Genomic DNA, 23,816 nt, shown 5'->3' on the forward strand with positions numbered 1-23,816 from the left:
AGATTGTTTCAGACGCGCCGATGTCGCGCGTGGTGCCGCGCGAGACTAGATTGCTGCAGTGAGCATTGAGCTGTGGGCAGCCGTCATGGTCGGGGCGAACTTGTCACAGGAACCGTCGATCGTTCCGGTTCCTACCGTCGTGGTCGAGCCGCAGGTGACGATCCCACCTGACCTACTTGAGCGGCTGACGCCGACGGTGGAGAGCGGAATTTTGGACATAACTCAACCCACCGCAACACTCGTCACGGGCTTCTTCGCCGTGGTCGGCGCGCTAATTGCGTTTCTGGGCGTTTTCTACGCCCAGTATCGAATCGGCGAAAATTTGAAGACGCAACTTGGAGCGGAAAATCGAAAAAACCGTCGAGCTGAAACTCTCGAATTGCTGGGAGAAGCACTGGCCGCTCTAGAGGAGGGACATCTTCTGCAGAAGAACGCCCCACCCTTCACGATCACAAAACTCACCCGCGAAGCTCAACCCCCGGACACGATGGCCGTCAATGCCGCACGACGCGAGGTCATCCTGGCGCAGTTGCAGCTCCTCGGCCTCGACAAATCGAAGGCCGCGTTCGAGAAGGCACACAACGCGCTGAAGACTGCTTCGTCCTCGGACGAGTCGAACAGCGCGGTCGCCGACGCGAAAGCTGACGCAGTCAAGGCATTCAAGGCCGACATCGAGGCCCTTGGCGGTAATGGAACTAGTACGACACCGGCTCGAAACGCGAGGTTTTGCCGGAAGAGTCCAACTGAACAGTGACTCCCGCCAACCCTTCTGAAGTCATCGCCCGGAACGCATCCAGCCATTTGGATGCTGGACCGCGTGGGATCGCCTGCTGGGTGAGAGTCTCAAGATCCCCAAGATTCAAACTCACGTTCGGGTCTTTCGCGTCATCCTCGAACGTCCACGTCAGCTCGACACCCATCGTCCGTAGCCAGATTTTCCGCTGCTCCGTGGTCTGACGCTTCCACCACTGGGTCGAAGGAGTCGAGGATGGTGGCGGCAACGGCGTCGGGGTCGGGCAGGCCGTCGGGGTCGACCAGCCATTGGACGATGAGACCGCTGAGCAAGGCGTAGCAAAAGGTGCCCGCCTGATCTGCGATCTCGGCGTCTGCGGTCGGGTCGATCCCGAGGAGCTGCCGTGCCAGCGCCCTGCGAGCTCCGATGATGGCCGCGCGCAGCTTGCGCTGAGTTTCTGGATCGTCATCGGCGCGGGCGATCAGCTCGAAGGATGCGGCGAGAAGTCCTCGATAGCCGGCAAACGACTCGACAGCGCGAGCCCAGCTGTGCGCGATCCGTGCCCGCATCGGATGACGAGGGACGTCTTGCAACAGTGCGTCCAACTGAGCGGACCACTCCTCCAGGCCGTCGAGCAAGGCGGAGACGAGTAGCACGTCCGTGGTGCCGAAGTGGTACCCGATGGCCGAGGTGCTGACGCCGGCAGCCGCCGCGACGTCCCGTGCCCGGGTTCTCGCATATCCCTTCTGGTTCAGGCACGTTCGTGCCCCGCGCAGCAGGGCCTCTCGGTTGTCGGTGCGCACGTGCAGGTACCTCCTCCAAGTTGATACGTATGTGTCGTACACTTGTGCAACACGGGTGTTCGGATCGATCCTGAACTCTACGACACCACAACGATTGGAGAAGCTCGTGTCCCGACGTCGCAAGATCATTTCGATCGCATTGGTCGTGCCGGTTGGCCTCATAGTGGGGCTAGCCGTGGTCGGCTCGCTGCGGGACACCCACGTCGTCACAGTGACCAGGTCCACCACCGCTGACCGCGATGTCATCTGGGAGCTGTGGGCCGACGTCGAGCACCGGCCCGAGTGGGACAAGGGGCTGGAGTACATCGAGCTCGACGGCCCATTCGAGGCCGGCGCCACCGGCACCGTCAAGGTCGAAGGGCAGGATCCGATCGAGTACAAGGTGATCGAGGTGGCTCCGAAGGAACGGTATACCGATCGCTTCGAGAGCCTGCCCGGCACCCATACCGACTGGCAGCACACCATCGAAACGAACGAGCACGGTGGATACGACGTCACCTGGCGTCTCGAGACGCGGGGGCCGCTGTCATTGATCTCGCTTCCCGTCCTCAAGAGCATCTTCGGCAAGGAGATTCCGGCCGCCGTTGATGAGTTCGTCACCCTCGCCGAAGCGCGCTGACCAGGCCCCTGCGGCCTGGAGTATTCGGGGGACATCGATGTGCCTGACGCGACCTTCGATTGCCCCAACCTGACCAAATTCGCGCGGCTCGACGAGCTCGGCCTCGAAGTCACCCGGTAGACCCGATGGGCAAACTGTTCATCGGAATGCTCGGGGTCATAGCCGAATTCGAGTCCGACCTCATGCGAGGTCCAGATCCCCGAGAGGCACTTGCCGCAAACACGCTGCTCACGGCGGCGGAGATCGACGAAATCGGCACCGTGTTGAAGAAACTCGATGCCCGCGTCTGCTGGGCGGAGCCCGCCCTGTATGAACTCGCCAAACAACCAGGAATGACCGCTGCACAGCTCGCCGAAGAGCTGCCGATCGACAAGGACGCGCTCAAGCGCCGTATCCGAACGCTCAAAGAACACGGCATCACTCGCTGCCTGCCTTCGGGCTATCAGCTTTCCCCTCGCCGCCACCGACGCGCCTTCACCCGCACAGCGTGAACGGGTATCGGCCTGAGATAGCCTCCTTCGAAATCGGCTCGTCCTTATCGGATGATGAATCTACGCTGCTGCAATTGTGACCGTAGCTACGACTCGACTGGACCTTCTGCGCTGGCAGTTCGATCTGACCTGGGCGCTCTTCGAGCTACATCTAGAGGAACTGACGTCCGAGATGCTTCGGTGGGAGCCAGCACGAGTGTGCTGGAACGTACGAATAGATGAAGACCGACAGTGGACTGCGGACTGGGACGAGGCGGAGCTCGACCCGATCCCGGTGCCGACGATTGGGTGGCTCACATGGCACATCGGCTGGTGGTGGTCGGTGGCCTTGGACCACGCTCAAGATAAAAGGCTGCGTGAACGAGTTGAGATCGTGTGGCCTGGTGACCTCGACGGAGTTCTGGCATGGCTGCGCGATCTCCGGCTCGACTGGCTCGAAATTTTGACCAGCTACGCTGACGGCGACCTGGATGCCCCGTCGTCTTACCCGTGGGGCGAAGGCTCGGAGAACACCGTTGCTCACACCGTGGCGTGGTTGAACGCGGAGCTGATGAAAAACGCAGCCGAGATCGGCCAACTCAGACTGCAGTGTTCGGCTTCCTGAGACGCTTGTTCGAACAGGTAGGCGTGCTCGCGTAGCGCTTCAGTCACCATTTCCGAGGTCACGTGTTCCCCGAGATGGCTACACCCTTCGATGCTCTACGTGCTTGGATATCGAACGCGCCGCGCGACAATGGCGTTGTCCCAAAACAAGTCACACTCCAGCAACAGTGTGAGACAGGCGAGAGATCCGAAGGACTCGCCATGGACATCACAGTCGATCGCACTCCCTTCGCCTGGGCCGGATCGGGACAGGCGATCGGCTTGCAGCGGTGTCTTTCTCGATCCCCCCCGGCAACAACAATCGCCACCTCGACCTCTTATGACGGTCGTTCGATCTGTGAATCGCCCCCGCCTGTGGGTTTCAAAAGCCGATTGCACAGGGACTGGGCGGCTACCCACGCGGATGGCTTGGTCGCCTTGACATTTCGGCCCATACGCATGAATGCATGGTGCTTGGGTCGGTGCGGTGTCAGGACCGCATGGTCTCGACCGTACCGGCGGCATCTATCTGCTCACGGAGGATGTCACCGTGACCTGCGTGCCTGGCGAACTCCTGAATCATCATCAGCAGTGTCCATCGCATGCTGATGGTTCCTTCGATGGGCAGATCGATGGTGTCGTCGAGATCGAAGCGGGAGGCGATGTCGCGCGATCGTGTGCTGGCTCGCTCGAACTCATCGATGACGTCGGCCAAGGTCTCGTGATCGTCGACGGAAAAGGTTCCTGCATCGCGTCGTGCATAGCCGTCGCAATCGGATTCGTCGAGGTCGGCCCAATGCCTTTGGAACCAAATGCGTTCTGCCGCAGCAGCGTGCTTGATAAGTGAGATAGGTGTCGTGAGGGATGGGACCAAACGCCTGCGGGCTTCGGATTCGCCTAGGCCGCGGGCCGTGTCGATCAGGGCTCGTCGGTTGCGGTCCAGCATGGCGTCGATGATCTGTCGATCATCTCCAGCGGTAATCATGTCGTCGTACATCGTCGTCCGTTCTTGCCGGCAGATAGGGAACTCATGCGATTGCGGCTTATGTTCTTCGGGTAAGGCATTGGGTTCGAGGAAGCCGTGTCCTCACGGTTTGCGTCCGCACGATGAGGGCTGGCAACGCAATGTGGTTGGCCGCAGTGGACGCTTCCAGCTAACGATGCCGGGCGAGTGTCGAACACCGCGCTGAGGCGTCGGCGGACTCGTGAATTTCAACGCGTTCGGCAACGTATTTCCCGGCCCTGCGCTCAGCGGCAACCTCACGACGGTGACCACCCCGGCGTAGTGGCACCGACCTCACTACCGGGAAGGAACCGCCCCCTGATTCTCGCTCGAGTATCGGTCACCATGATCATCGGCGACTCCGGCAAAGACATCGGAGCCCGTACTGGTTTCTCAGGGCTAGATCTGCAGCGCCAGCCACAGGCCCGCCACGGCCCCGACGATGGTCAGCGGCGTCGTGATGACGCCGAGAATGGTGAACGTCTTCAGATTGGCCGGCTCGTCGTTTGCCGACGCGACGCGTCGCCACAGCATGATTGCCAGCGACCCGACATAGGTGAGGTTGGGGCCGAGATTCACCCCGATCACCATGGCCAACAACAGCGCCGGGGGAGCGTCGGCCCCGAACGCGGCCAGCAGCAGCAGGGTCGCGGGCAGGTTGTTGACGATGTTCGACGCCACCGCCGCGATGGCGGCCGCGGCGAGCAGTGACACGAAGGTGGTGTCGGACGGCAGGATCCGCGCCAACCAGTCGCCGATCGGTCCCGTCGTCACACCGAGGACGACGATGCCGAGCAGAAAGACGAAGCCACAGAACGGCAGATCGGCGCCGCGTAGAACGGCGCGAGGCGTGGTGTGACGTCCTCGAAGTGCCGGGATCGCCAGCGCAATCGACCCCACGGCGGCCACCCAAAACGGTTCGATGTCGAAGAGCCCCGCCACCGCGAAGCCGACGAGTGTCGCACCGAGGATGAGCAGCGTGCTGCGAGGTGCGGGTACGTCGTCGGTGCTCTGCTCAGTGGGACTGCTCGGTGGGGTCGCGGGACCGGTCAGATCCTTGCGGAAGAAGATCAGGAACACCGCCAGTTCGATAGCGACCGCGAAGATCCACGGCAGTGCCATCAGGGCCGTGAAGTGCAGGAAGGTCAGACCCGTTGCGGCGAAGGCCAGCAGGTTGGTCAGATTGGACACCGGCAGCAGAGTCGACGCCGAATTGGACAGGTGTGCAGTGGCGTAACTGTGTGGACGCGGCGACATTCCCAGGATGCGCGCCGCGCCGATGATGGCCGGTGTCAGCAGCACCACGGTGGCGTCGAGGCTGAGGACTGCCGTGGTCGATGCAGCTGCTGCGAACACCAGAGTGAGCAGTCTGCGTGGGCTGCCCTTCGCGCCTCGTCGTAGCTTCGCGGCGATCCAGGTGAACACACCGAGGGCATCCGAGAGATGCGCCAGGATCAGGATGAACGCCAGGAACACGACGGTGGGAGCGAGCTCGAGTACCTGCTCGCGTGCGGCGTCGAGGCTGACGAGACCGACGAGCAGAACGACCGCGGCAGCCGGTAGCGCAGCGACGATCTCGGGCAGACCGCGGGGTCGGACGATCGCAAAAACGAGTACAGCAGCGACCAATGCCGCGGCAAGAACGGTCACGCGAGAATCTTCACGAGCGTGCGCACGTTTCGCGTGGTGGTCGTGGCCTTGTACTTGGCTTTCGCCGTGGCTTTCCCGAACGTGCTGTCGGTGGTGCTGCCCTTGCGCACCTCCCAGTAGAGCACGCTGTTCCCCTCGGCGATCCTTTCGAGCTCGGGGTCGAGTTCGTCTGCAAGAGCGGACAATTCGGTCAAATGGCTATCATCGTTACCGAACACCACATAAGGATGCCAGCCTTCTCGTTCGGCGTCGAACGGGTAGGACTCCACCACAGCTCGAAGTGTCGGCACGTTCAGCACCACAACCCAGGCCTGGTAGCCGAACGCCTGGGCGAGCGTGCTCTCCGCCTGTGCCTTGACGGCGTCGACGGTCAGCGAAGAGCCCAGCAGGACATTGCCGGTCGCCAGTGCGGTGCGGACATCGGTGAAGCCGGCCGATGTCAGGGCCTCACGGAGATCGGCCATCTTGATGTTGATGCCACCGACGTTGATGCCGCGCAGCAACACGACCCACTCACTCATGGGAGGAACTGTAGTGAAGTGCTCGACAACCGCCCTTGAGTAAGTAGTTAGTAACCAGTAACTTGATGGTCATGGCGCAGCGAGAACGGATGACCGGACCCGACCGTCGCGAGCAGATTCTGCGGATCGCAGCGGACGAATTCGCCACGGCCGGACTCCACGGCGGTTCGACCGAGGCAATTGCCCGCACAGCCGGGATCACCCAGGCCTACATCTTTCGGATATTCGGAACCAAGAAGGCACTGTTCTCCGAACTGGTCGTCGCGTCCTTCGATCGGTTGGCGGACGGAATGCGTGAAGCTGCGGGAACGGACACCGGGCAACAGGCGTTGGCGTCGATGGGGGAGCGGTACTACGCCATGCTCGATGATCGAACCTCACTGTTGCTGCAACTACAGGGGATCGCAGCATGTGGCGATCCCGAGGTCCGGGACGCGGTGCGGGCAGGCTTCGGCCGGATGTGGAACACAGTCGCGGAGGTCACCGGGCTCGACGCCGTGACCGTCAAGGCGTTTCTCGCGTTCGGCATGCTGCTCAACAGTGGCGCGGCCCTGCAGATCCACGACGTCGACGCGCCGTGGGCCAACGGAGTGGGCACTCGCATCCAGGCCGGATTGTTCGACCACATCACGAGCGATACGAACCGATGACCGCCGCCGAGTGCCGCGACTCGCGACTGCTTGTGCCTGCGCTGGTGTTCGTCGGAGTGGTCGTGGCCGCCGTCGGCAGCCTCGGTGCTCCGTTGATCACCAGCGTTGCAACCACATTCGGCGTCTCGCTGTCGAGTGCGCAGTGGACGCTCACGGTGGCGCTGTTGACCGGTGCCGTGACGACGCCTGTTCTCGGCCGCCTGGGATCCGGTCCGCACCGACGAGCGGCCGTTCTGGGAACACTCGGCGTCGTCTCGGTCGGTGGAATTCTGACCGCACTGCCACTGTCCTTCTCCTGGTTACTCCTCGGCCGAGCGGCCCAGGGAGTGGGCCTGGCACTGACCTCGATGCTGATGGGTGTTGCGCGAGATCATTTGCCCGACAAGCGCTCCGGATCGACCATTGCGTTGTTGTCGGTCGCATCGACTGCGGGTGTCGGTGTGGGCTACCCGTTGTCCGGGCTTCTGACCGACCACGGTGGGATTCGCACCGCATACGGCTTCGGTGCTGCACTGACGGTGATGGCTCTGGCTGTTGCTGTGAAGGTGATTCCACCCTCGCCACAGAAGCGTTCGACTCGAATCGACGTTCCCGGTGCACTGCTGCTCGCGCTCGCCCTCTCCCTTGTGCTGATTCTCGTCAGTGAGACTGCGCTGTGGACGAGCCACCCATGGGCGGTGGGGACACTGGCCGCAATCGCGATCGTCAGTGCGGGCATGTGGGTCCGCGTCGAACTCAGGAGCTCGGCACCGCTCGTCGATCTCCGGTTGCTCCGCCATCGGGCCGTGGTCGGTGCGAACGGTGCGATGTTCCTGGGCGGCATCGGCATGTATCTCCTGCTCACCATCGTGACGCGATACGCGCAGACGCCTTCCGGTGCCGGATACGGATTCGGGCTCGACGTCTTCACAGCAGGACTCATATTGATTCCGTTCTCCGTGTCCGGGTTTCTCGCGGGCAAGCTGGTGCCCCGTGCACTACGTCGGGTGGGGTCCGCCCACGCTCTGACGTTCAGCGCACTCGTCGTTCTGGGAGCTCTCGCCCTGTTCGCCGGAACCCGCACCAGCGTCCTGGAACTCTGTGCGGCGATGGCTGTTCTGGGTTTCGGCGTCGGGAGTTTCTCGGCTGCGCTGCCTGCCGTCGTTCTGTCGGTCGTCCCTCCCGAGGAGACGTCGAGTGCCATGAGCATCAACCAGGTGGTGCGCAGTGTCGGGTTCGCGTTCGGTAGCGCGCTCGGTGGTCTCGTCCTGGCCGCTGGAACGAGCGCCGGCACGACCCTTCCAACCGAAGGGTCGTACAGCGATGCAGCCTGGTTCGGCGCGGCCGTCACCGCCGCCGCGGTCGTCACGAGTGCGACCGTTCTTCGTGGTCGGGCAGGCACCGGGCCCCTCGAGCGGGCCGAGTAGAGTACGCAACTGCGAACGAGTTGGCCGGACGGCTGCGGCTCGGAGGACGGGCGAACGAGTGTCGCCGCGCTTCGAGCCGAGGAAAGTCCGGACTCCACAGAGCAGGGCGGTTGTTAACGGCAACCCGAGGTGACTCGCGGGACAGTGCCACAGAAAACAGACCGCCTGCGGATCGGTTCTTCGGAACCGAACTGCAGGTCAGGGTGAAACGGTGCGGTAAGAGCGCACCAGCATCCCAGGTGACTGGGATGGCTAGGTAAACCCCGCCCGGAGCAAGGTCGAAGGCTGCATCGCGCAAGGGGTGCAGCTGCGCAGGTGCTCGAGGGCTGCTCGCCCGAGCCTGCGGGTGGACTGCTCGAGGTACCCGGCAACGGTGTGCCCAGATGGATGGTCGTCGACGTCGAACCTGCGAAAGCAGGAACGGCAGACAGGATCCGGCTTACAGGCCGACTCGTTCGCATTCACTATTTCTCCCGCAGTTCTCCTGCGGCGTCGCTCCATGGGGCACACTGGAAGTCATGACCGACGACGACACCTCCTGGTACTACGACATCAGCACCAAGCAGGTCGTACAGGGCAAGCAGACCAACGCCCTCGACCGCATGGGCCCGTATCCGGACAAGGCCACCGCGGAGCAGGCGCTGAAGATTGCCGCGGCGCGCAACAAGGCCGCAGATTCCGACGACGACTGGAACAACTGACGGTGCTGCTCACCCGGCTGAGGGCCCCGGGCTTCGACTTCGAGACCATCAGATCCGAGTTCGCACTGACCGAGGCGTTCGATGCCGCCGTTATGCGCGAGGCGATCGAAGCCCGAGACCTGCACGCCGACAGCAGAATCGACCGCACCGACATCCCGTTCGTCACCATCGACCCACCCGGCTCGAAGGACCTCGACCAAGCCGTCCACATCGAGAAGACGTCGAACGGCTTGGTGGTGCACTACGCGATCGCCGACGTGGGCGCACTGGTGACGCCCGGTGGAGCGCTCGACACCGAAACCCGTCGGCGCGGCCAGACGTTCTACCTCCCAGACGGATCCGTGCCGTTGCACCCACGCGAATTGTCGGAAGGCTCGGGCAGCCTGTTGGAGGGGCAGACTCGCTGCGCCGCGCTCTGGACCATCGAACTCGACGATGTCGGCGAGGCGGCAGCCTGGACGGTCACCCGCGCGCTCGTTCGATCGACCGCCCGCCTCGACTACGCGTCAGTGCAGGCCGACGTGGATGCGGGGACGCCGCATCCGTCCATCGCAGCGCTGGCCGAGTTCGGGGCGCAGCGCGCGGCCGCCGCCAGACGGCGCGGCGCCGTCGACATCACCCTGCCCGAGCAGGAAGTGGTGCCCGACGGGCAGGGCTGGCGTATCGTCCTGCAACCACGCACCGCTGTGGACGGGTGGAACGCCGAGGTATCGCTGTTGACGGGAATGTGCGCCGCCAGAATCATGCTCGACGCCGGTATCGGCATCGTGCGCACCCTGCCGCCTGCCTCGTCCGAATCCGTGGACACGCTGAAGAAGACAGCACAGGCACTCGGAATCGAGTGGCCCGCAGGAGCATCTGCCGGTTCTGTGCTGGCCGGCCTGCCCACCGACGACCCGTCGACTCTCGCGATGATGACCCAGGCGACCGGGTTGCTGCGCGGGGCGGACTACCTCGCGTTCGACCACTCGACGAACCCCGCCGACAGTGACGCGTCGGTCGAGCATTCGGGAATCGGTGCGCCGTACGCCCACGTGACGGCACCTCTGCGACGACTGTCCGATCGCTTCGCCACTGAGGTGTGCCTGGCGGTCGTGGCCGGAGCACCGGTACCGGACTGGGCGGCGCAGGCGTTGCCGGAGTTGCCTGCCACCATGCGCGGATCGGATTCGGCGGCGTCGAAAGTGGACCGCGCCTGCATCGACCTCACCGAAGCGCAGGTACTGAAAGATCGAGTGGGCGAGCAGTTCTCAGCGGTCGTGCTGCGCGGTGCCGAGGGAAAGCGGGATGCCGAGGTGTTGGTGGCAGACCCGATCGTTCTCGGAAAGTGCGACGGGGAACCGCCCGCGGGGGAGTCGGTGACGGTCCGGTTGACCCGGGCCGACACCGACTCGCGCGCAGTCCGATTCGACTACCCGGCCGTCACGGCCTGAAACGATCGGTCGCCTCGACGAGGTGATGCACGATCCCGGGCTCGGCGGCCGAGTGTCCAGCATCGTCGACGATCACCAGATCGGCACCGGGCCAGGCCTTGTGGAGCGCCCAGGCGCTCGTTGCCGGGCACACGACGTCGTAACGGCCCTGCACGATCACACCCGGAATGCCGTCGAGCAGAGGGGCGTCGCGTAGCAGTTGATTCTCTTCGAGAAAGCAGTTGTTGCGAAAGTAGTGGTTTTCGATACCGGCGAAAGCAAGGGCAAATCGCGGATCCGAGTTGTCCTGCACTGCATCCGGTTTCGGCAGCAGGTAACTCGTTGCCGCCTCCCACGTCGACCACGCCACCGCTGCTCGCGTCGCGGCCTCGTGATCCTCGGACGTCAATTGCCGGTGATACGCCTCGACGAGATTGCCGTCGCGCTCGCTCGTAGGAATGGGGGCGAGGAACTGCTCCCACAGATCGGGGAAGATGTTGCCTGCACCGCCGCCGTAGTACCAGTCGATCTCCGACGGCCGTACGAGAAAGATCCCTCGGAGGATCAGTCCGCGCACGCGAACGCGGTGCGACTGGGCGTACGCCAGTGAGAGCGTCGAGCCCCACGAACCGCCGAACACCAACCACGTGTCGATACCCAGATGCTCCCGGAGCTTCTCCATGTCCGAGATCAACCGATCGGTGGTGTTGACCGACAGATCGGCACCGTCGGCGATGTGCGGGGTCGACTGCCCGCAGCCCCGCTGATCGAACAACACGATTCGGTATGCCTGCGGATCGAAGTACCGCCGCTGCAACGGATTGGTGGCACCGCCGGGACCGCCGTGCACGAACACCACCGGCGCACCGTCGGGATTACCGGAGACTTCCCAGTAGATCTGTTGGCCGTCGCCCACGTCGAGGTGGCCGGTCTCGACGGGTTCGATCTCGGGGTAGAGGGTCCGCATCCTAGAAGCCCACCAGACCGGACGCGAGGTCTGGAATGTCGAGCGAGCGAATGGCCTCGTCCCGTACGTCCGAGCACGTCTCGGTTGTGATCTCGTCGACGATCGCTCGGTTCTGCACGACCTGCAGGTTGATGACGCCACTCTGTGCCGCCCAGGTCTGCACCAGAATGTTCAGCCCGCCGCGGCCGAGCGTAGGACCCTGAACGCGCCAATTGGACAGCTGCGCTTCCAGATCGGTGCACAACTGCTGCTTCTGGGCATCGGTGATCACCGCCTCCGCGGGAGTCGTGGTGAGCGTAGTGGTCGGTGCGACCGTCGTCGTCGTGGACGACGAACCGGTGTTGGTGGTATCGGTGCTGCACGCCCCCAGCACGGCGAGAAGCGCAGCCGCGCTTGCTACTGCGACTGCGCTTCTTCCTACGATGGACGTCGTACCCCGTCTGATTGTCATGGCCCGAGTGTGCCACCCGAACCTGGACGAGGCGAGGACGGTCAGTAGCTGTGTTCGGGTCCGGGAAAGACTCCCGATCGCACCTCGGACAGGTATGTGGTTGCCGCGGTACGCAGGGAATCGCCGACGTCGGCGAACTTCTTCACGAACTTCGCGGTCTTGCCGTTGGTGTAGCCGGCCATGTCCTGCCACACCAGAACCTGGGCGTCGCATTCGTTGCCCGCACCGATGCCCACCGTCGGAATCGTCAGCTTGCGAGTGACCTGGCCGGCGATGTCGGCGGGAACCATCTCCATGACGACGGCGAACGCGCCCGCCTCCTGGACTGCGATGGCGTCGGCGACGAGCTGCTCGGACGCGTCGCCGCGGCCCTGCACCCGGAAGCCGCCGAGGGTGTTGACACTCTGCGGGGTGAAGCCCACGTGGGCCATCACCGGAATGCCCGCAGCGGTGATGGCAGCGATCTGGCCGGCGACGCGCTCGCCGCCTTCGAGCTTGACCGCGCCTGCGAGACCTTCCTTCATGAACCGGACGGCGGTTTCGAGGGCCTGCTGAGGCGAGGCCTCGTAGGTGCCGAAGGGCAGATCTGCGACGACGAGGGCGCGCGGTGCGCCGCGGACCACGCCACGGACGAGCGGAAGCAACTCGTCGACGGTGATCGGCACGGTGGTGTCGTAGCCGTAGACGACGTTTGCCGCGGAGTCACCGACGAGCAGGACGGGAACGCCGGCCTCTTCGAAGATGCGCGCGCTGGAGTAGTCGTACGCGGTGAGCATTCCCCAGCGTTCACCCTCTGCCTTCATCTGCAGCAGGTGGTGGGTGCGGGTCTTGCGGGTCAGCGCGGTGGAAGGTGCTTCCTGTGCGGATCCGCCGTACACAGCAGTTTCGGACATCTTTGTCCCTTTCTGGTCCTCGAGGCCCGCTCGGCGGGTCCCCGGGATGGGGTGTGATGACGAGCTCGAGTCTGCCACTGCGCACGACCTGCCGGAGCGCTACCGGCAGTGCAATTCGTCACACCTCGTCGAGCGTCGCGTAGTCCCGCCAGCCGTTGGTGATCGGCATGCGGCGATCGCGCCCGAACGCGCGCGAGGTGACCTTGGTGCCGATCGGATACTGGCGACGCTTGTATTCCGACGCGTCGACCTTGCGCAGGATGTCCGCGACCACCGCGGCGTCGAATCCGGCCGCCACGATGTCGTCGAAGCCCTGGTCGTGGTCGACGTACCTGAACAGAATGGCGTCGAGCTCGTCGTAGTCGGGCAACGAGTCGGTGTCGAGTTGCCCCGGGCGAAGCTCGGCGGACGGCGGCTTGTCGATGCTCGACTCGGGGATCGGAGGAATGTCCCCACGGTCGGCAGCGGACTTGTTCCGCCACCGCGCCAGCTCCCACACGAGCGATTTCGGTACGTCCTTGATCGGCGCGAAGCCGCCGACCGCATCACCGTAGATGGTCGAATAGCCAACGGCCAGTTCGGATTTGTTGCCGGTGGCCAGAACCAGATGGCCGAAGCTGTTCGACAGCGCCATCAACACCATGCCCCGGCACCGGGCCTGGATGTTCTCCTCGGCCAAGCCGGTCAGGTGCAGTTGGTCGACGTAACACGCCACCATGTTCGCAATCGGCTCCACCCGGAAATGGATACCGGTGCGCGATGCGAAATCCTCTGCGTCGGTGCGGGAATGACTCGAGGAGTACGGCGACGGCATCGACACCGCGTGCACGCCGTCGCTACCGAGGGCGTCGACGGCGATGGCGGCCACCACCGCCGAATCGATACCACCGGACAGTCCGAGGGCCACCGACCGAAAGCCGTTCTTGTGCACGTAGTCCCGCAATCCGGTCACCAGTGCTCCCCATACCTGTTCCTCGGTGCTCGCGACCTCGGTGAGGAACGGCTCGGCTCGCTGCCAGCCGGTGACCGCCACGTCGGGTAGAGACAGCCGATCGATGGTCCAGCCGGGTACCTCGGCGGCGTCGGGATGCGGATCCGCAGGTACATCGACGTCGACGATCAGCAGATGTTCGACGAACTGCGGGGAGCGGCCCCACATCGAACCGTCGGCACCGACGACGAAGCTCGCCCCGTCGAACACCAGCTCGTCCTGGCCGCCGACCACGTTGACGTAGGCGATCGGAGCGCCGATCTCGGTGGCTCGGTGCCGGGCGATGGATCGCCGGACCTCGTCCTTGCCCTGCTCGAAAGGACTGGCGTTGAGGCAGAGCAACATGTCGACACCCGCTACCCCGTAGGCCGCCACCGACCCGCCTGACTGCCAGATATCCTCGCAGACAACAACTCCGAGCCTGAGCTCGTTCACCTCGACGATGCTCAGGCGCGATCCGGGAGCGAAATAGCGGGCCTCGTCGAACACCCGGTAGGTGGGAAGGGAGTGCTTGTCGTACCGAGTTCCGACCTGACCGTCGACGATCACCGCGGCGCTGTTGCGCGAGCCCTCGGCATCGCGATCGAGGTAGCCCACCACCACGATGCGGTCGCCGCAGCCGGCGGCATCGAGCGCGGAGGCCAACTCGGTGAGGGCGCGAGCCGATGCGGCAGCGAAGGACGGCCGCAGAGCCAGGTCCTCCACGGGATACCCCGTCAGGGCCATCTCCGGAAACACCACCACGTTGGCACCGTCGTGGGCGGCGCGGACCGTCCACTCGACGATCGCTGCGGAGTTGCCTGCGAGATCACCGACGACGGAATTGATCTGGGCGAGGGCGAGTCGAAGGGCCTGCACTGCGACCACGCTAGTGCTCCCGCGCCGTTCCCGCCGGGCAGCGAGAAGAGGGCGCGCTCGGAACGACCTGGCACGATCGTGCCCATGAGAACGCGCACCAGGAACACGGCCGTGGCCCTGTTCGCAGTCGCCGTGGTGCTCGCGGGCTGCTCCGGCCCCGAGCCCACTGCCACACCGGAGAACACCGCGGCACCCGAGGCCTCGGCTCGGGCATCGGTCGCCGGTCCGATTCCGGCGGGGCTCGAGTCGTTCTACACGCAGACGCTGCAATGGGAGTCGTGCGACCGGTACGACACCGACGGTAGTGAACTGGGCGACTCGGTCGAGTGTGCGATGGTCACCGTGCCACTCGACTACGCCGATCCGACCGGCACGACCATTGAGGTCGCCATCTCCCGGACGCGGGCAGCGGGAGACAAGATCGGCTCGATCCTGATGAACCCCGGCGGTCCCGGCTCCTCGGGGCTGTACCTGGCCACCCAAGCCGATGGCACTGCTACTGCCGACCGCTTCGATCGCATCGGATTCGACCCGCGTGGGATCGGCGCATCCGAACCGGAGGTGCGGTGCCTGACGCCCGAGGAGGTCGACGAGGAACGTCGCGAACCGGACGTCGATGTCAGCCCCGAGGGCATCGCGGCCACCGAGGCCGAACATCGGGACTATGCCTCCCAGTGCGTCGAACGCACCGGCGCAGACGTGCTAGAGCACGTCGGCACCCGGGAAGTGGTTCGGGACATGGACGTCATTCGGGCGGTTCTGGGTGACGAGAAGCTGACCTACATCGGATATTCCTACGGCACCCGCATCGGCACTGCATATGCAGAGGAGTTCCCGTCGAACGTTCGGGCGATGGTGCTCGACGGTGCGCTCGATCCCGATCAGTCACCCGTCGACGAGGCCGTCGCCCAGGGTGCCGCATTCCAGAACGCATTCGATCAGTTCGCCGCCGACTGCGCCCAGACCGAGACCTGTCCGCTCGGAACCGACCCGTCGCAGGCCGTCGCGCAGTTCCGGTCCTTGGTCGACCCGTTGATAGACCGGCCCGCCGAGACGACCGACCCACGCGGTCTCAGCTACGACGACGCGATCACCGGAGCACAGCAGGCGCTGTACTCACAGCAGCTGTGGCGTCTGCTCCGGGCCGGGTTGAACGAATTGCGCGACGGTCGGGGCGACACGCTGCTCCGGCTCGCCGACACCTACTCCGGCCGGCTCGAGGACGGTAGCTACACCAACATCGACGACGCATTCAATGCGGTGCGTTGCGTCGACGGCCCGCCGACCACCGACCGAGCGGCCGCCGACGAGGCCGACGCCAGGTTCCGCGCGGCCGCGCCGTATCTGGACGACGGACGGGCCACCGGCAGTGCGCCGCTGGACCTGTGTGCCTTCTGGCCGGTGCCCAACACGAGCGACCCGCACATCGTCGACGTCGAGGGGCTGCCGACGCTCGTGGTGGTCTCGACGACCGACGATCCGGCCACGCCCTACCAAGCGGGCGTGGAGTTGGCTGCCCAGCTGCGCGGCGATCTGGTGACCTACGAGGGCACCCAGCACACAGTGGCGTTCTCGGGCGTCGAGTGCATCGACGATCCGCTGGTGAACTATCTCGTCGATCTGGTGTCGCCGGGCAGCGAATTGCGCTGCTGACCTGGTACCTCACCGGTCGAGAAGTGGACAGAGAGTTTCACGAAGTGAGACCGAATTCACGATGTAACACAGATTTAACTCCGTTTGCTTACTCTCGCGTTCATGGATCGTCAAAAGGAATTCGTGCTCCGGACTCTCGAGGAGCGCGACATTCGTTTCGTCCGCCTCTGGTTCACCGACGTCCTCGGGTATCTCAAGTCGGTGGCCATCGCGCCTGCCGAGCTCGAAGGGGCCTTCGACGAGGGAATCGGTTTCGACGGTAGCGCCATCGAAGGGTTCGCCCGCGTCTCCGAGGCGGATACCGTCGCCAAGCCGGACCCCTCGACGTTCCAGATCCTGCCGTGGTCCACCAGCAAGGGTCACCAGCATTCGGCACGGATGTTCTGCGACATCGCCATGCCCGACGGCTCGCCGTCCTGGGCCGACTCCCGCCACGTGCTGCGGCGCCAGCTGAGCAAGGCCGCAGACCTCGGATTCAGCTGCTACGTACACCCGGAGATCGAGTTCTTCCTGCTCAAGGACGCCCCGCAGGACGGCTCACCGCCCACCCCTGCCGACAACGGCGGCTACTTCGACCAGGCCGTGCACGACTCGGCCCCGAACTTCCGCAGGCACGCCATCGACGCACTCGAATCGATGGGCATCTCGGTCGAGTTCAGCCACCACGAGGCTGCACCCGGCCAGCAGGAGATCGACCTGCGGTACGCCGACGCGCTGTCGATGGCCGACAACATCATGACCTTCCGCTACGTGGTCAAGGAAGTCGCCATCGAGGAGGGTGTGCGCGCGACGTTCATGCCCAAGCCGTTCAGCGATCAGGCCGGCTCGGCGATGCACACGCACATGAGTCTGTTCGAGGGCGACACCAATGCCTTCCACAACCCGGACGACCCGATGCAGCTGTCGGAAACCGGCAAGTCCTTCATCGCCGGCATTCTCGAGCACGCCAACGAGATCAGTGCCGTGACCAACCAGTGGGTCAACTCCTACAAGCGGCTGGTGCGCGGCGGAGAGGCACCGACAGCGGCATCCTGGGGACCGGCCAACCGGTCGGCCTTGATCCGCGTACCGATGTACACCCCGAACAAGGCGTCCTCGCGGCGCGTCGAGATCCGCAGCCCCGATTCGGCCTGCAACCCGTACCTGGCGTTCGCGGTGCTGCTCGCGGCCGGTCTTCGCGGAATCGAGAAGGGATACACCCTGCCGCCCGAGGCCGAGGAAGACGTGTGGGCGTTGACATCAGCGGAGCGTCGCGCCATGGGATACAAGGAACTGCCGGGCAACCTCGATCAGGCACTGAACGCGATGGAAGGCTCCGAACTGGTCGCCGAAGCACTGGGCGAGCACGTCTTCGACTTCTTCCTCCGCAACAAGCGTCGCGAGTGGGAGGAATACCGCAGCCACGTCACGCCGTACGAGCTGAAGGCCTACCTGGGTCTTTAACAGCACGGCGTCGTCATGGGCTACGTTCTACTTCGATCGTGAATGGTAGTTCCGATGCCGGCGCGGGCACCCTCGCGTCGCATTACTGACGACGGGGTAAAACTGTGGCACGCCGAGGTGGACTGTAGATGGTGCGTCCTCCGACTTCCAGATCCGTCGTTCCCGGACCGGGCCGACTCGGCTTGGTCGAAGAAAGCGCGCCGTCCGATCTGCGCACTCTCGGTTGGACCGATGAGGACAGCCTGGAGCTGCTCTGGTCGCTGTCCCGAGCGCCCAATGCCGACCTTGCGCTCCGCACCCTGGTGCGCTTGTACGAGCTGCTCGGTGCCGGGTGGTCCGAGTTCGACAGGGCGCTGCGCACGGACAAGGGATTCCGGGGGCGCATCCTCGGGCTCGTCGGCGCATCGAGTGCGCTCGCCGATCACCTCGTGGCCGACGACAGCACCTGGCGTCTGCTGCTGACCAAGGAAGGTCAGGGCACTGGGGTCTCGGCGAAGATCGAACTCCCCAGCAAGGCGACACTGGTCGCGGAGCTTCTCGAGGTGGTCGGGGCGGAGCCCGAGACCGGACCTCATGCCGCCCCCGATCTGTACCGGGCGTCGATCACCGGACCGCCCGCCGTGATCGCTCTGCGCAAGAAGTATCGCGACCAGATCATGGTGTTGGCCGCGTACGACCTCGCCGCGACCGTCGAGAACGAGCCCGTCCTGCCGTACACGGTGGTCGGATCGCAACTCTCCGACATGGCCGACGCGGCGCTCACTGCGGCACTCGCCGTCGCCGTCGCCACCGTGTGCCCCGATGCGCCGTGCCCGACGCGCCTGGCCGTGGTCGCAATGGGCAAATGTGGTGCGCGCGAACTCAATTACGTCTCCGACGTCGATGTGGTGTTCGTCGCCGAGCCGGCAGACTCGCAGGCGAGCCGCATCGCCGGTGAGATGATGCGCATCGGATCCTCGGCCTTCTTCGAGGTGGATGCCGCCCTGCGCCCCGAGGGCAAGCGCGGCGAGCTGGTCCGCACCTTGGATTCGCATGTGGCGTACTACAAGCGGTGGGCCAAGACCTGGGAGTTCCAGGCGCTGCTCAAAGCGCGACCGATGACCGGTGACATCGCACTCGGCAACGACTACGTCGATGCGGTCAACCCGATGGTGTGGCTGGCCAGCCAGCGCGAGGACTTCGTGCCCGAAGTGCGCGCGATGCGCCGTCGAGTCGAAGAGATGGTGCCGCCGGACCTGCGCGAGCGTGAGATCAAGCTCGGACGCGGCAGTCTGCGCGACGTCGAATTCGCCGTCCAGCTCCTGCAACTGGTGCACGGTCGAACCGACGAGTCGCTGCGCGTACTCGGCACGACCGACGCGTTGACCGCACTCACCGAGGGCGGCTACGTCGGTCGCGACGACGCTGCGAATCTGACGGCATCCTACGAATTCCTGCGGCTGATCGAGCACCGCCTGCAGATGCAGAGGATGCGACGCACGCACACCCTGCCTCCGCAGGACGACGAGGAAGCTCTGCGGTGGCTGGCGCGCTCCGCGCACATGCGACCGGACGGCAATCGCGACGCGCTCGGTGTACTCAACGCCGAGATCAAACGCAACGCGCAGCGCATCAGGCGATTGCACGCCAAGCTCTTCTACCGACCCCTGCTGGACTCGGTGGTCAAGTTCGACTCGGAGACAGTGCGATTGACTCCGGATGCCGCGACGCGTCAGCTCGCCGCGCTCGGATACCAGACCCCGCAGAACGCCTTGGGCCACCTCCGCGCACTCGTCGGCTCGGGCACTCGACGCGGCCAGATTCAGGCCGTACTACTACCGACCCTGCTCGAGTGGCTCGCCGATACCCCCGACCCCGATGCAGGACTGCTCAATTACCGACGACTCTCGGAGTCGGCGGGGGAGCAGACCTGGTTCCTACGGGTGCTGCGCGACGAGGGCGCGGTGGCGCAGCGGCTGATGATCGTGCTCGGCTCCTCGGCGTACGTGCCGGACCTGCTGATCAAAGCTCCCGAGGTCATCCGGCTGTTCGCCGACGGACCTACCGGTCCTCGCCTGCTCGATGTCGAGCCGGAGGAGACGTACCGCGCCATCCTGTCGTCCTCGGCTCGGTACGAGGATCCGGTGCGGGCGATCAACGCGGCTCGGGCGCTCCGGCGTCACGAACTGGCCCGCGTGGCCTCGGCGGACATCCTCGGCATGCTGGATGTGCCTCAGGTGTGCCGGGCGCTGTCCTCGGTCTGGGCCGCCGTCATCAATGCCGCTCTGGCCGCTGCCATCAGAGCCAGCGAGATCGAGCGCGGTGAACCGGCACCGGCCACCCTGGCCGTCATCGGCATGGGGCGCCTCGGCGGCGGCGAACTCGGCTACGGCAGCGACGCCGACGTACTGTTCGTCTGCGAACCCGTAGAGGGTATCGACGAGACCGTTGCGGTCAAGTGGGCCAACACCATTGCCGACCGCATCCGCAAGCTGCTCGGCGCGCCCAGCACCGACCCACCCCTCGAGGTCGACACCGGCCTGCGGCCGGAAGGCCGCAACGGCCCGGTGGTGCGCACCCTCGCGTCGTACGCCGCGTACTACTCGCAGTGGGCGCAGGCCTGGGAAGTCCAGGCTCTGCTGCGGGCGCACCAGGTGGCCGGCGACCAGGATCTCGGCATCCGCTTCCTGCTGATGGCCGACAAGGTGCGTTACCCCGAAGGTGGGGTGTCCGCCGACGCCGTCCGCGAGATCAGACGCATCAAGGCGCGTATCGACTCCGAGCGTCTACCCAAGGGAGCCGACCCCGCCACGCACACCAAGCTCGGGCGCGGGGGGCTGGCCGACATCGAGTGGACCGTCCAGCTCATTCAGCTCCGATACGCGCACAAGGTTCTCTCGCTGCACAACACCTCGACCCTGCAGTCGCTCGACGCGATCGGCGCGGCCGAGCTCATGAGCGAGACCGACGTCGAACTGCTGCGTGAGGCGTGGATCCTGGCGACCAAGGCCCGCAATGCGCTGGTCCTGGTGCGCGGCAAACCGACCGATCAGCTACCGGCACCGGGGGCCGTGCTGTCGGCCGTCGCGCAGGTCGCGGGCTGGGAGAACGGCGACGCCGGGGCGTTCCTCGACAACTACCTGCGCGTCACGCGTCGGGCAAAGGCAGTGGTGGAGAGGACCTTCGGCGGGAGCTAGTCCCGTCTCCCTCTAATCACCGTCGACGGTGACGAATCCCTGCTTCACCATCCAGTCGCGCGCGACATCCGCGGGCTCGCGTCCGTCGATGTCCACCTGCCGGTTGAGCTCGGTGATCTCATCGTTGGTCAACGCCGCGGAGATCGGAGCGGTGACCTCGGCGATCTCCGGGTATTGCTCGGCAATGGGCGTGCGAATCACGACCGTGGCGTTGTAGCGGGGAAAGAAGCTCTTGTCATCTTGAATCACGACCAGGTTCAGACCTTTGATACGGCCGTCGGTGGTGAACACCTCACCGAATGTGCACTGCGAACCGTCGGCCGTTGCTTGGTAGATGATGCCGCCCTGCAATACCTGCCGCGGAACCACGTTGGGGTCGAAGCCGTAGGCAGCGGCCATACCCGGGAACCCGTCCTGTCGTGAATTGAATTCGGTCTCCACGCAGGTCTGTGCTGCGGCCGGATCGGTCTGGGCGAGCGCGGCGTAGTCCGAGAGCGTCTCGATGCCGGTCGCGTCTGCCGTCGCCCGATTCATCGCGAGTGCGTACGTGTTGTCCATCGGTGCAGGGTTGACCCAGGTGAGACCGTTGGCCGCGTCCTGGTCGCGCAAGGCTTCGAACTGCCCGGTGGCGTCCGGGATGGCGGTTTCGTTTCCCAGGAAGTTGATCCACGCCGTACCCGTGTATTCGTAGGTGACGTCCACCTGGCCGGAGACCATGGCTTGGCGGGTGCTGTTGGACCCCGAAATGTTGGTGAGGTCTCGGACGTCCGCTCCGGCCGCCACCAGCCCGAATTCGAGTATGTAACCCAGGATCACCTGCTCGGTGAATTCCTTCGAGCCGACGATCAATTTCGCGCCCTCGAGACCCGGTACAGGTTGGATACTGCCGGGTTCCACGGACAGCGGCACTGCACTGCCCGACTGCAGACCGCAACTCGCCACAGCCGTCGTCATGACAGCGCACAGGGCAATCAACCCTCGTGTCGTGTGCCGCATCAGCTTCAGTCCTCACGGTCCGATGGAAGAAACGGCTAATCCGCGCCTGCGGTGACGAAACCTTCCTTGACCATCCAGTCGCGCGCGACGTCAGCCGGTTCGCGTCCGTCGACGTCGACCTGTTTGTTCAATTCGGTGATCTCGTCGTTGGTCAGCTTTGCCGAAATCGGTGCCGTCACCTCGGCAATTTCTGGATACTGCTCGGCGATCGACGAGCGGATCACGACGGTGGCGTTGTACCGGGGAAAGAAGCTCTTGTCGTCCTCGACAACGACGAGATTCAGACCCTTGATTCGGCCGTCGGTGGTGAACACCTCACCGAACTTGCACTGCGAACCCTCGGCCGTCGCCTGATAGATGATTCCGGTCTGCAGAATCTGACGGGGAACGGCATTGGGGTCGAAACCGTACGCTGCCGCCAGGCCGGGAAATCCGTCCTGGCGTGAATTGAACTCGGTCTCCACGCACAACGCAGACGCGGCCGGATCGCGCGCCACGAGAGCTGCGTAGTCCGACAGAGTCTTCACTCCGGTCTGGTCGGCAGTTGCCTGGTTCATCGCCAGGGCATACGTGTTGTCCATCGGCGCGGGATTGACCCACGTCAGTCCATTGGCGACATCGGCATCGCGGATCGCATCGAACTGCTCGGTGGCGTCCGTGATGGGACTTTCGTTGCCGAGGTAGTTGATCCAGCCGGTCCCGGTGTACTCGTAGGTGAGATCGACCTGCCCGGAGACCATGGCTTGGCGAGTACTGTTCGATCCCGAAATGTTCGTCAGGTCGCGAACATCGGCACCTGCAGCCGACAACGCGAATTCGAGGATGTAGCCCAACACGATCTGTTCGGTGAAGTCCTTGGAGCCGACGGTCAATTCCGCGCCCTCGAGACCCGGCATCACTTCGATGCTGCCGGGCTCGACCGACAGCGGCACGGCGCTGCCCGATTGCAAACCGCAACCTGCCAGTGCGATCGTGCTGATCGCACACAGAGCGAGGAATTGTTGTCTCGAGCGCCGCATCAGCGGAGTCCTTTCGGTCCGAGATAGGCCTCGGCGAGTGCCCCGAGCCAGTCCACGAACAACGCGAGGGCTACGGCGAGAACGCCTCCGACGACGAGGATCAGTGGCTGGTAGAGCTTGTACCCGGTATCGATCAGAACTCCGAGACCGCCCGCTCCCACGAGGAAGCTCAATGTGGCCGTACCGACCGCGAGCACCAGCGACGTGCGTAGACCGGCCAACATGTACGGCACTGCGAGTGGAAACTCGATACGCCAGAGGATGCCGCTACTCGACATGCCCTGTCCGCGTGCCGCATCGATGTAGCTCGGATCGACCTGCTGGAAGCCGAGCATCGTGTTTCGGAGAACGGGAAGCAGCGAGTAGAAAGCGATGGGCAGTACGCCGATCCAGAAACCGGTCTTGCCGGTCGCGAGGAACAGCAACACCAACAGGCCGACCGCCGGAGCGGCCTGACCGATGTTGGCGATACCGATGAAGATCGGTGCCAATCTTCGGTAGCCGTTGCGGGTCAACAGGATTCCCAGTGGAACGGCGATGGCCAGCACGAGCGCCGTGACGACGATCGTGATCAAGACGTGCTCTTTCAACGCCTGGAACAGCGTGGCAGCGTTCAACGTCTCCGCTTGTGTAGCAGTCAGATCGCGGGTGAACGTATAGCCGAGAAGCGCGACAACCACTATCGCGATGAGGGCCGGTTGCACCAGTAGCCGAACACGTTCCGCTCGCTTTGCGGCCTGCTTCGCCGCCTGCACGCCGCTGTCGTCCCCGGCTGCATCGACGACCGAGGAATCCGCA

The 23,816-nt window shown here is 64.6% G+C and carries 22 protein-coding genes and 1 other RNA gene; 12 read left to right on the top strand and 11 right to left on the bottom strand.

The genetic code is table 11. From position 1 onward, the window contains the following. Nucleotides 1-58: 58 nt before the first annotated feature. Nucleotides 59-754, top strand: coding sequence for a hypothetical protein (locus tag CH275_RS14745; RefSeq protein WP_094679059.1), 696 nt, complete (start codon nt 59-61; stop codon nt 752-754). Between the two features lie 131 nt (nt 755-885). Here the strand turns inward: CH275_RS14745 and CH275_RS14750 are convergent, their stop codons facing one another. Then, nucleotides 886-1,536 (bottom strand): TetR/AcrR family transcriptional regulator, encoded by a 651-nt coding sequence (locus tag CH275_RS14750; RefSeq protein WP_094679060.1) that lies wholly within the window; start codon nt 1,534-1,536, stop codon nt 886-888. Nucleotides 1,537-1,642: 106 nt separating this feature from the next. Between CH275_RS14750 and CH275_RS14755 the strand changes: the two genes are divergently transcribed. The 3 genes from CH275_RS14755 to CH275_RS14765 all read left to right on the top strand — a co-directional run bounded on the left by CH275_RS14755 (nt 1,643) and on the right by CH275_RS14765 (nt 3,250). Then, nucleotides 1,643-2,155 carry an SRPBCC family protein gene (locus CH275_RS14755; RefSeq protein WP_094679286.1) on the top strand — a complete coding sequence of 171 codons (513 nt, stop codon included), beginning with the start codon at nt 1,643-1,645 and terminating at the stop codon, nt 2,153-2,155. Nucleotides 2,156-2,280: 125 nt separating this feature from the next. Then, a complete protein-coding gene (locus tag CH275_RS14760; RefSeq protein ID WP_094679061.1) occupies nt 2,281-2,646 on the top strand; it encodes a MarR family transcriptional regulator in 366 nt (121 codons plus the stop codon). A gap of 76 nt (nt 2,647-2,722) precedes the next feature. Further along, the gene (locus CH275_RS14765) at nt 2,723-3,250 is read left to right on the top strand and encodes a DinB family protein (RefSeq protein ID WP_094679062.1); all 528 of its coding nucleotides are present in this window, start codon (nt 2,723-2,725) and stop codon (nt 3,248-3,250) included. A gap of 468 nt (nt 3,251-3,718) precedes the next feature. On the opposite strand, the gene CH275_RS14770 is transcribed toward CH275_RS14765, so the two are convergent. The 3 genes from CH275_RS14770 to CH275_RS14780 all read right to left on the bottom strand — a co-directional run bounded on the left by CH275_RS14770 (nt 3,719) and on the right by CH275_RS14780 (nt 6,402). Further along, complete coding sequence (locus tag CH275_RS14770; protein ID WP_256991031.1) at nt 3,719-4,213, bottom strand: DinB family protein; 495 nt, start codon at nt 4,211-4,213, stop codon at nt 3,719-3,721. Nucleotides 4,214-4,630: 417 nt separating this feature from the next. Then, nucleotides 4,631-5,881 (bottom strand): SLC13 family permease, encoded by a 1,251-nt coding sequence (locus CH275_RS14775; protein ID WP_094679064.1) that lies wholly within the window; start codon nt 5,879-5,881, stop codon nt 4,631-4,633. Beyond that, the gene (locus CH275_RS14780) at nt 5,878-6,402 is read right to left on the bottom strand and encodes a DUF1697 domain-containing protein (protein ID WP_094679065.1); all 525 of its coding nucleotides are present in this window, start codon (nt 6,400-6,402) and stop codon (nt 5,878-5,880) included. Before CH275_RS14780 ends, CH275_RS14775 begins: the two co-directional genes overlap by 4 nt. A gap of 71 nt (nt 6,403-6,473) precedes the next feature. On the opposite strand from CH275_RS14780, the gene CH275_RS14785 reads away from it, so the two are divergent. From CH275_RS14785 to CH275_RS14805, 5 genes are all read left to right on the top strand, one after another. After that, nucleotides 6,474-7,052, top strand: coding sequence for a TetR/AcrR family transcriptional regulator (locus tag CH275_RS14785; protein ID WP_256991032.1), 579 nt, complete (start codon nt 6,474-6,476; stop codon nt 7,050-7,052). Further along, nucleotides 7,049-8,458 carry an MFS transporter gene (locus CH275_RS14790; protein ID WP_094679067.1) on the top strand — a complete coding sequence of 470 codons (1,410 nt, stop codon included), beginning with the start codon at nt 7,049-7,051 and terminating at the stop codon, nt 8,456-8,458. Before CH275_RS14785 ends, CH275_RS14790 begins: the two co-directional genes overlap by 4 nt. A gap of 16 nt (nt 8,459-8,474) precedes the next feature. After that, an RNA gene (rnpB, locus tag CH275_RS14795) (RNase P RNA component class A) lies at nt 8,475-8,916 on the top strand. Nucleotides 8,917-8,976: 60 nt separating this feature from the next. Next, nucleotides 8,977-9,159 (top strand): hypothetical protein, encoded by a 183-nt coding sequence (locus CH275_RS14800; protein WP_045194843.1) that lies wholly within the window; start codon nt 8,977-8,979, stop codon nt 9,157-9,159. A 2-nt stretch (nt 9,160-9,161) separates the two neighbouring features. Beyond that, nucleotides 9,162-10,592 (top strand): RNB domain-containing ribonuclease, encoded by a 1,431-nt coding sequence (locus CH275_RS14805; RefSeq protein WP_094679068.1) that lies wholly within the window; start codon nt 9,162-9,164, stop codon nt 10,590-10,592. On the opposite strand, the gene pip is transcribed toward CH275_RS14805, so the two are convergent. From pip to CH275_RS14825, 4 genes are all read right to left on the bottom strand, one after another. Beyond that, nucleotides 10,582-11,538, bottom strand: a complete 957-nt coding sequence (gene pip, locus CH275_RS14810) for a prolyl aminopeptidase (RefSeq protein ID WP_094679069.1) — start codon at nt 11,536-11,538, stop codon at nt 10,582-10,584. The two genes, CH275_RS14805 and pip, sit on opposite strands and share 11 nt — an antisense overlap. 1 nt (nt 11,539) lies before the next feature. Next, on the bottom strand, nt 11,540-11,989 hold the full coding sequence (locus CH275_RS14815; RefSeq protein WP_094679070.1) for a hypothetical protein: 450 nt from the start codon (nt 11,987-11,989) through the stop codon (nt 11,540-11,542). Nucleotides 11,990-12,030: 41 nt separating this feature from the next. Beyond that, complete coding sequence (gene panB, locus CH275_RS14820) at nt 12,031-12,882, bottom strand: 3-methyl-2-oxobutanoate hydroxymethyltransferase (protein WP_094679071.1); 852 nt, start codon at nt 12,880-12,882, stop codon at nt 12,031-12,033. Nucleotides 12,883-13,000: 118 nt separating this feature from the next. Next, complete coding sequence (locus CH275_RS14825) at nt 13,001-14,740, bottom strand: NAD+ synthase (RefSeq protein WP_218828790.1); 1,740 nt, start codon at nt 14,738-14,740, stop codon at nt 13,001-13,003. Between the two features lie 75 nt (nt 14,741-14,815). Here CH275_RS14825 and CH275_RS14830 point away from each other — a divergent pair, with 75 nt between their 5' ends. From CH275_RS14830 to CH275_RS14840, 3 genes are all read left to right on the top strand, one after another. Continuing rightward, nucleotides 14,816-16,384 carry an alpha/beta hydrolase gene (locus tag CH275_RS14830; RefSeq protein WP_094679072.1) on the top strand — a complete coding sequence of 523 codons (1,569 nt, stop codon included), beginning with the start codon at nt 14,816-14,818 and terminating at the stop codon, nt 16,382-16,384. 102 nt (nt 16,385-16,486) lie between these two features. Then, nucleotides 16,487-17,827 (top strand): type I glutamate--ammonia ligase, encoded by a 1,341-nt coding sequence (gene glnA / locus CH275_RS14835; protein WP_094679073.1) that lies wholly within the window; start codon nt 16,487-16,489, stop codon nt 17,825-17,827. Between the two features lie 128 nt (nt 17,828-17,955). Beyond that, nucleotides 17,956-21,003 (top strand): bifunctional [glutamine synthetase] adenylyltransferase/[glutamine synthetase]-adenylyl-L-tyrosine phosphorylase, encoded by a 3,048-nt coding sequence (locus CH275_RS14840; protein WP_094679074.1) that lies wholly within the window; start codon nt 17,956-17,958, stop codon nt 21,001-21,003. A gap of 12 nt (nt 21,004-21,015) precedes the next feature. On the opposite strand, the gene CH275_RS14845 is transcribed toward CH275_RS14840, so the two are convergent. From CH275_RS14845 to CH275_RS14855, 3 genes are read right to left on the bottom strand one after another with little or no spacing between them, the layout of a single operon-like run. Then, nucleotides 21,016-21,999: a glycine betaine ABC transporter substrate-binding protein gene (locus tag CH275_RS14845; RefSeq protein WP_094679075.1), complete on the bottom strand. Its 984-nt coding sequence runs from the start codon at nt 21,997-21,999 to the stop codon at nt 21,016-21,018. 35 nt (nt 22,000-22,034) lie between these two features. Further along, entirely contained in the window at nt 22,035-23,018 is a 984-nt protein-coding gene (locus CH275_RS14850) for a glycine betaine ABC transporter substrate-binding protein (protein WP_094679076.1), read from the bottom strand. After that, nucleotides 23,018-23,773: an ABC transporter permease gene (locus CH275_RS14855; RefSeq protein ID WP_094679288.1), complete on the bottom strand. Its 756-nt coding sequence runs from the start codon at nt 23,771-23,773 to the stop codon at nt 23,018-23,020. Before CH275_RS14855 ends, CH275_RS14850 begins: the two co-directional genes overlap by 1 nt. Between the last annotated feature and the right edge of the window lie 43 nt (nt 23,774-23,816).

Origin of the sequence: Rhodococcus sp. 06-235-1A (assembly GCF_002258785.1) — a bacterium.
GTDB lineage: Bacteria > Actinomycetota > Actinomycetes > Mycobacteriales > Mycobacteriaceae > Rhodococcoides.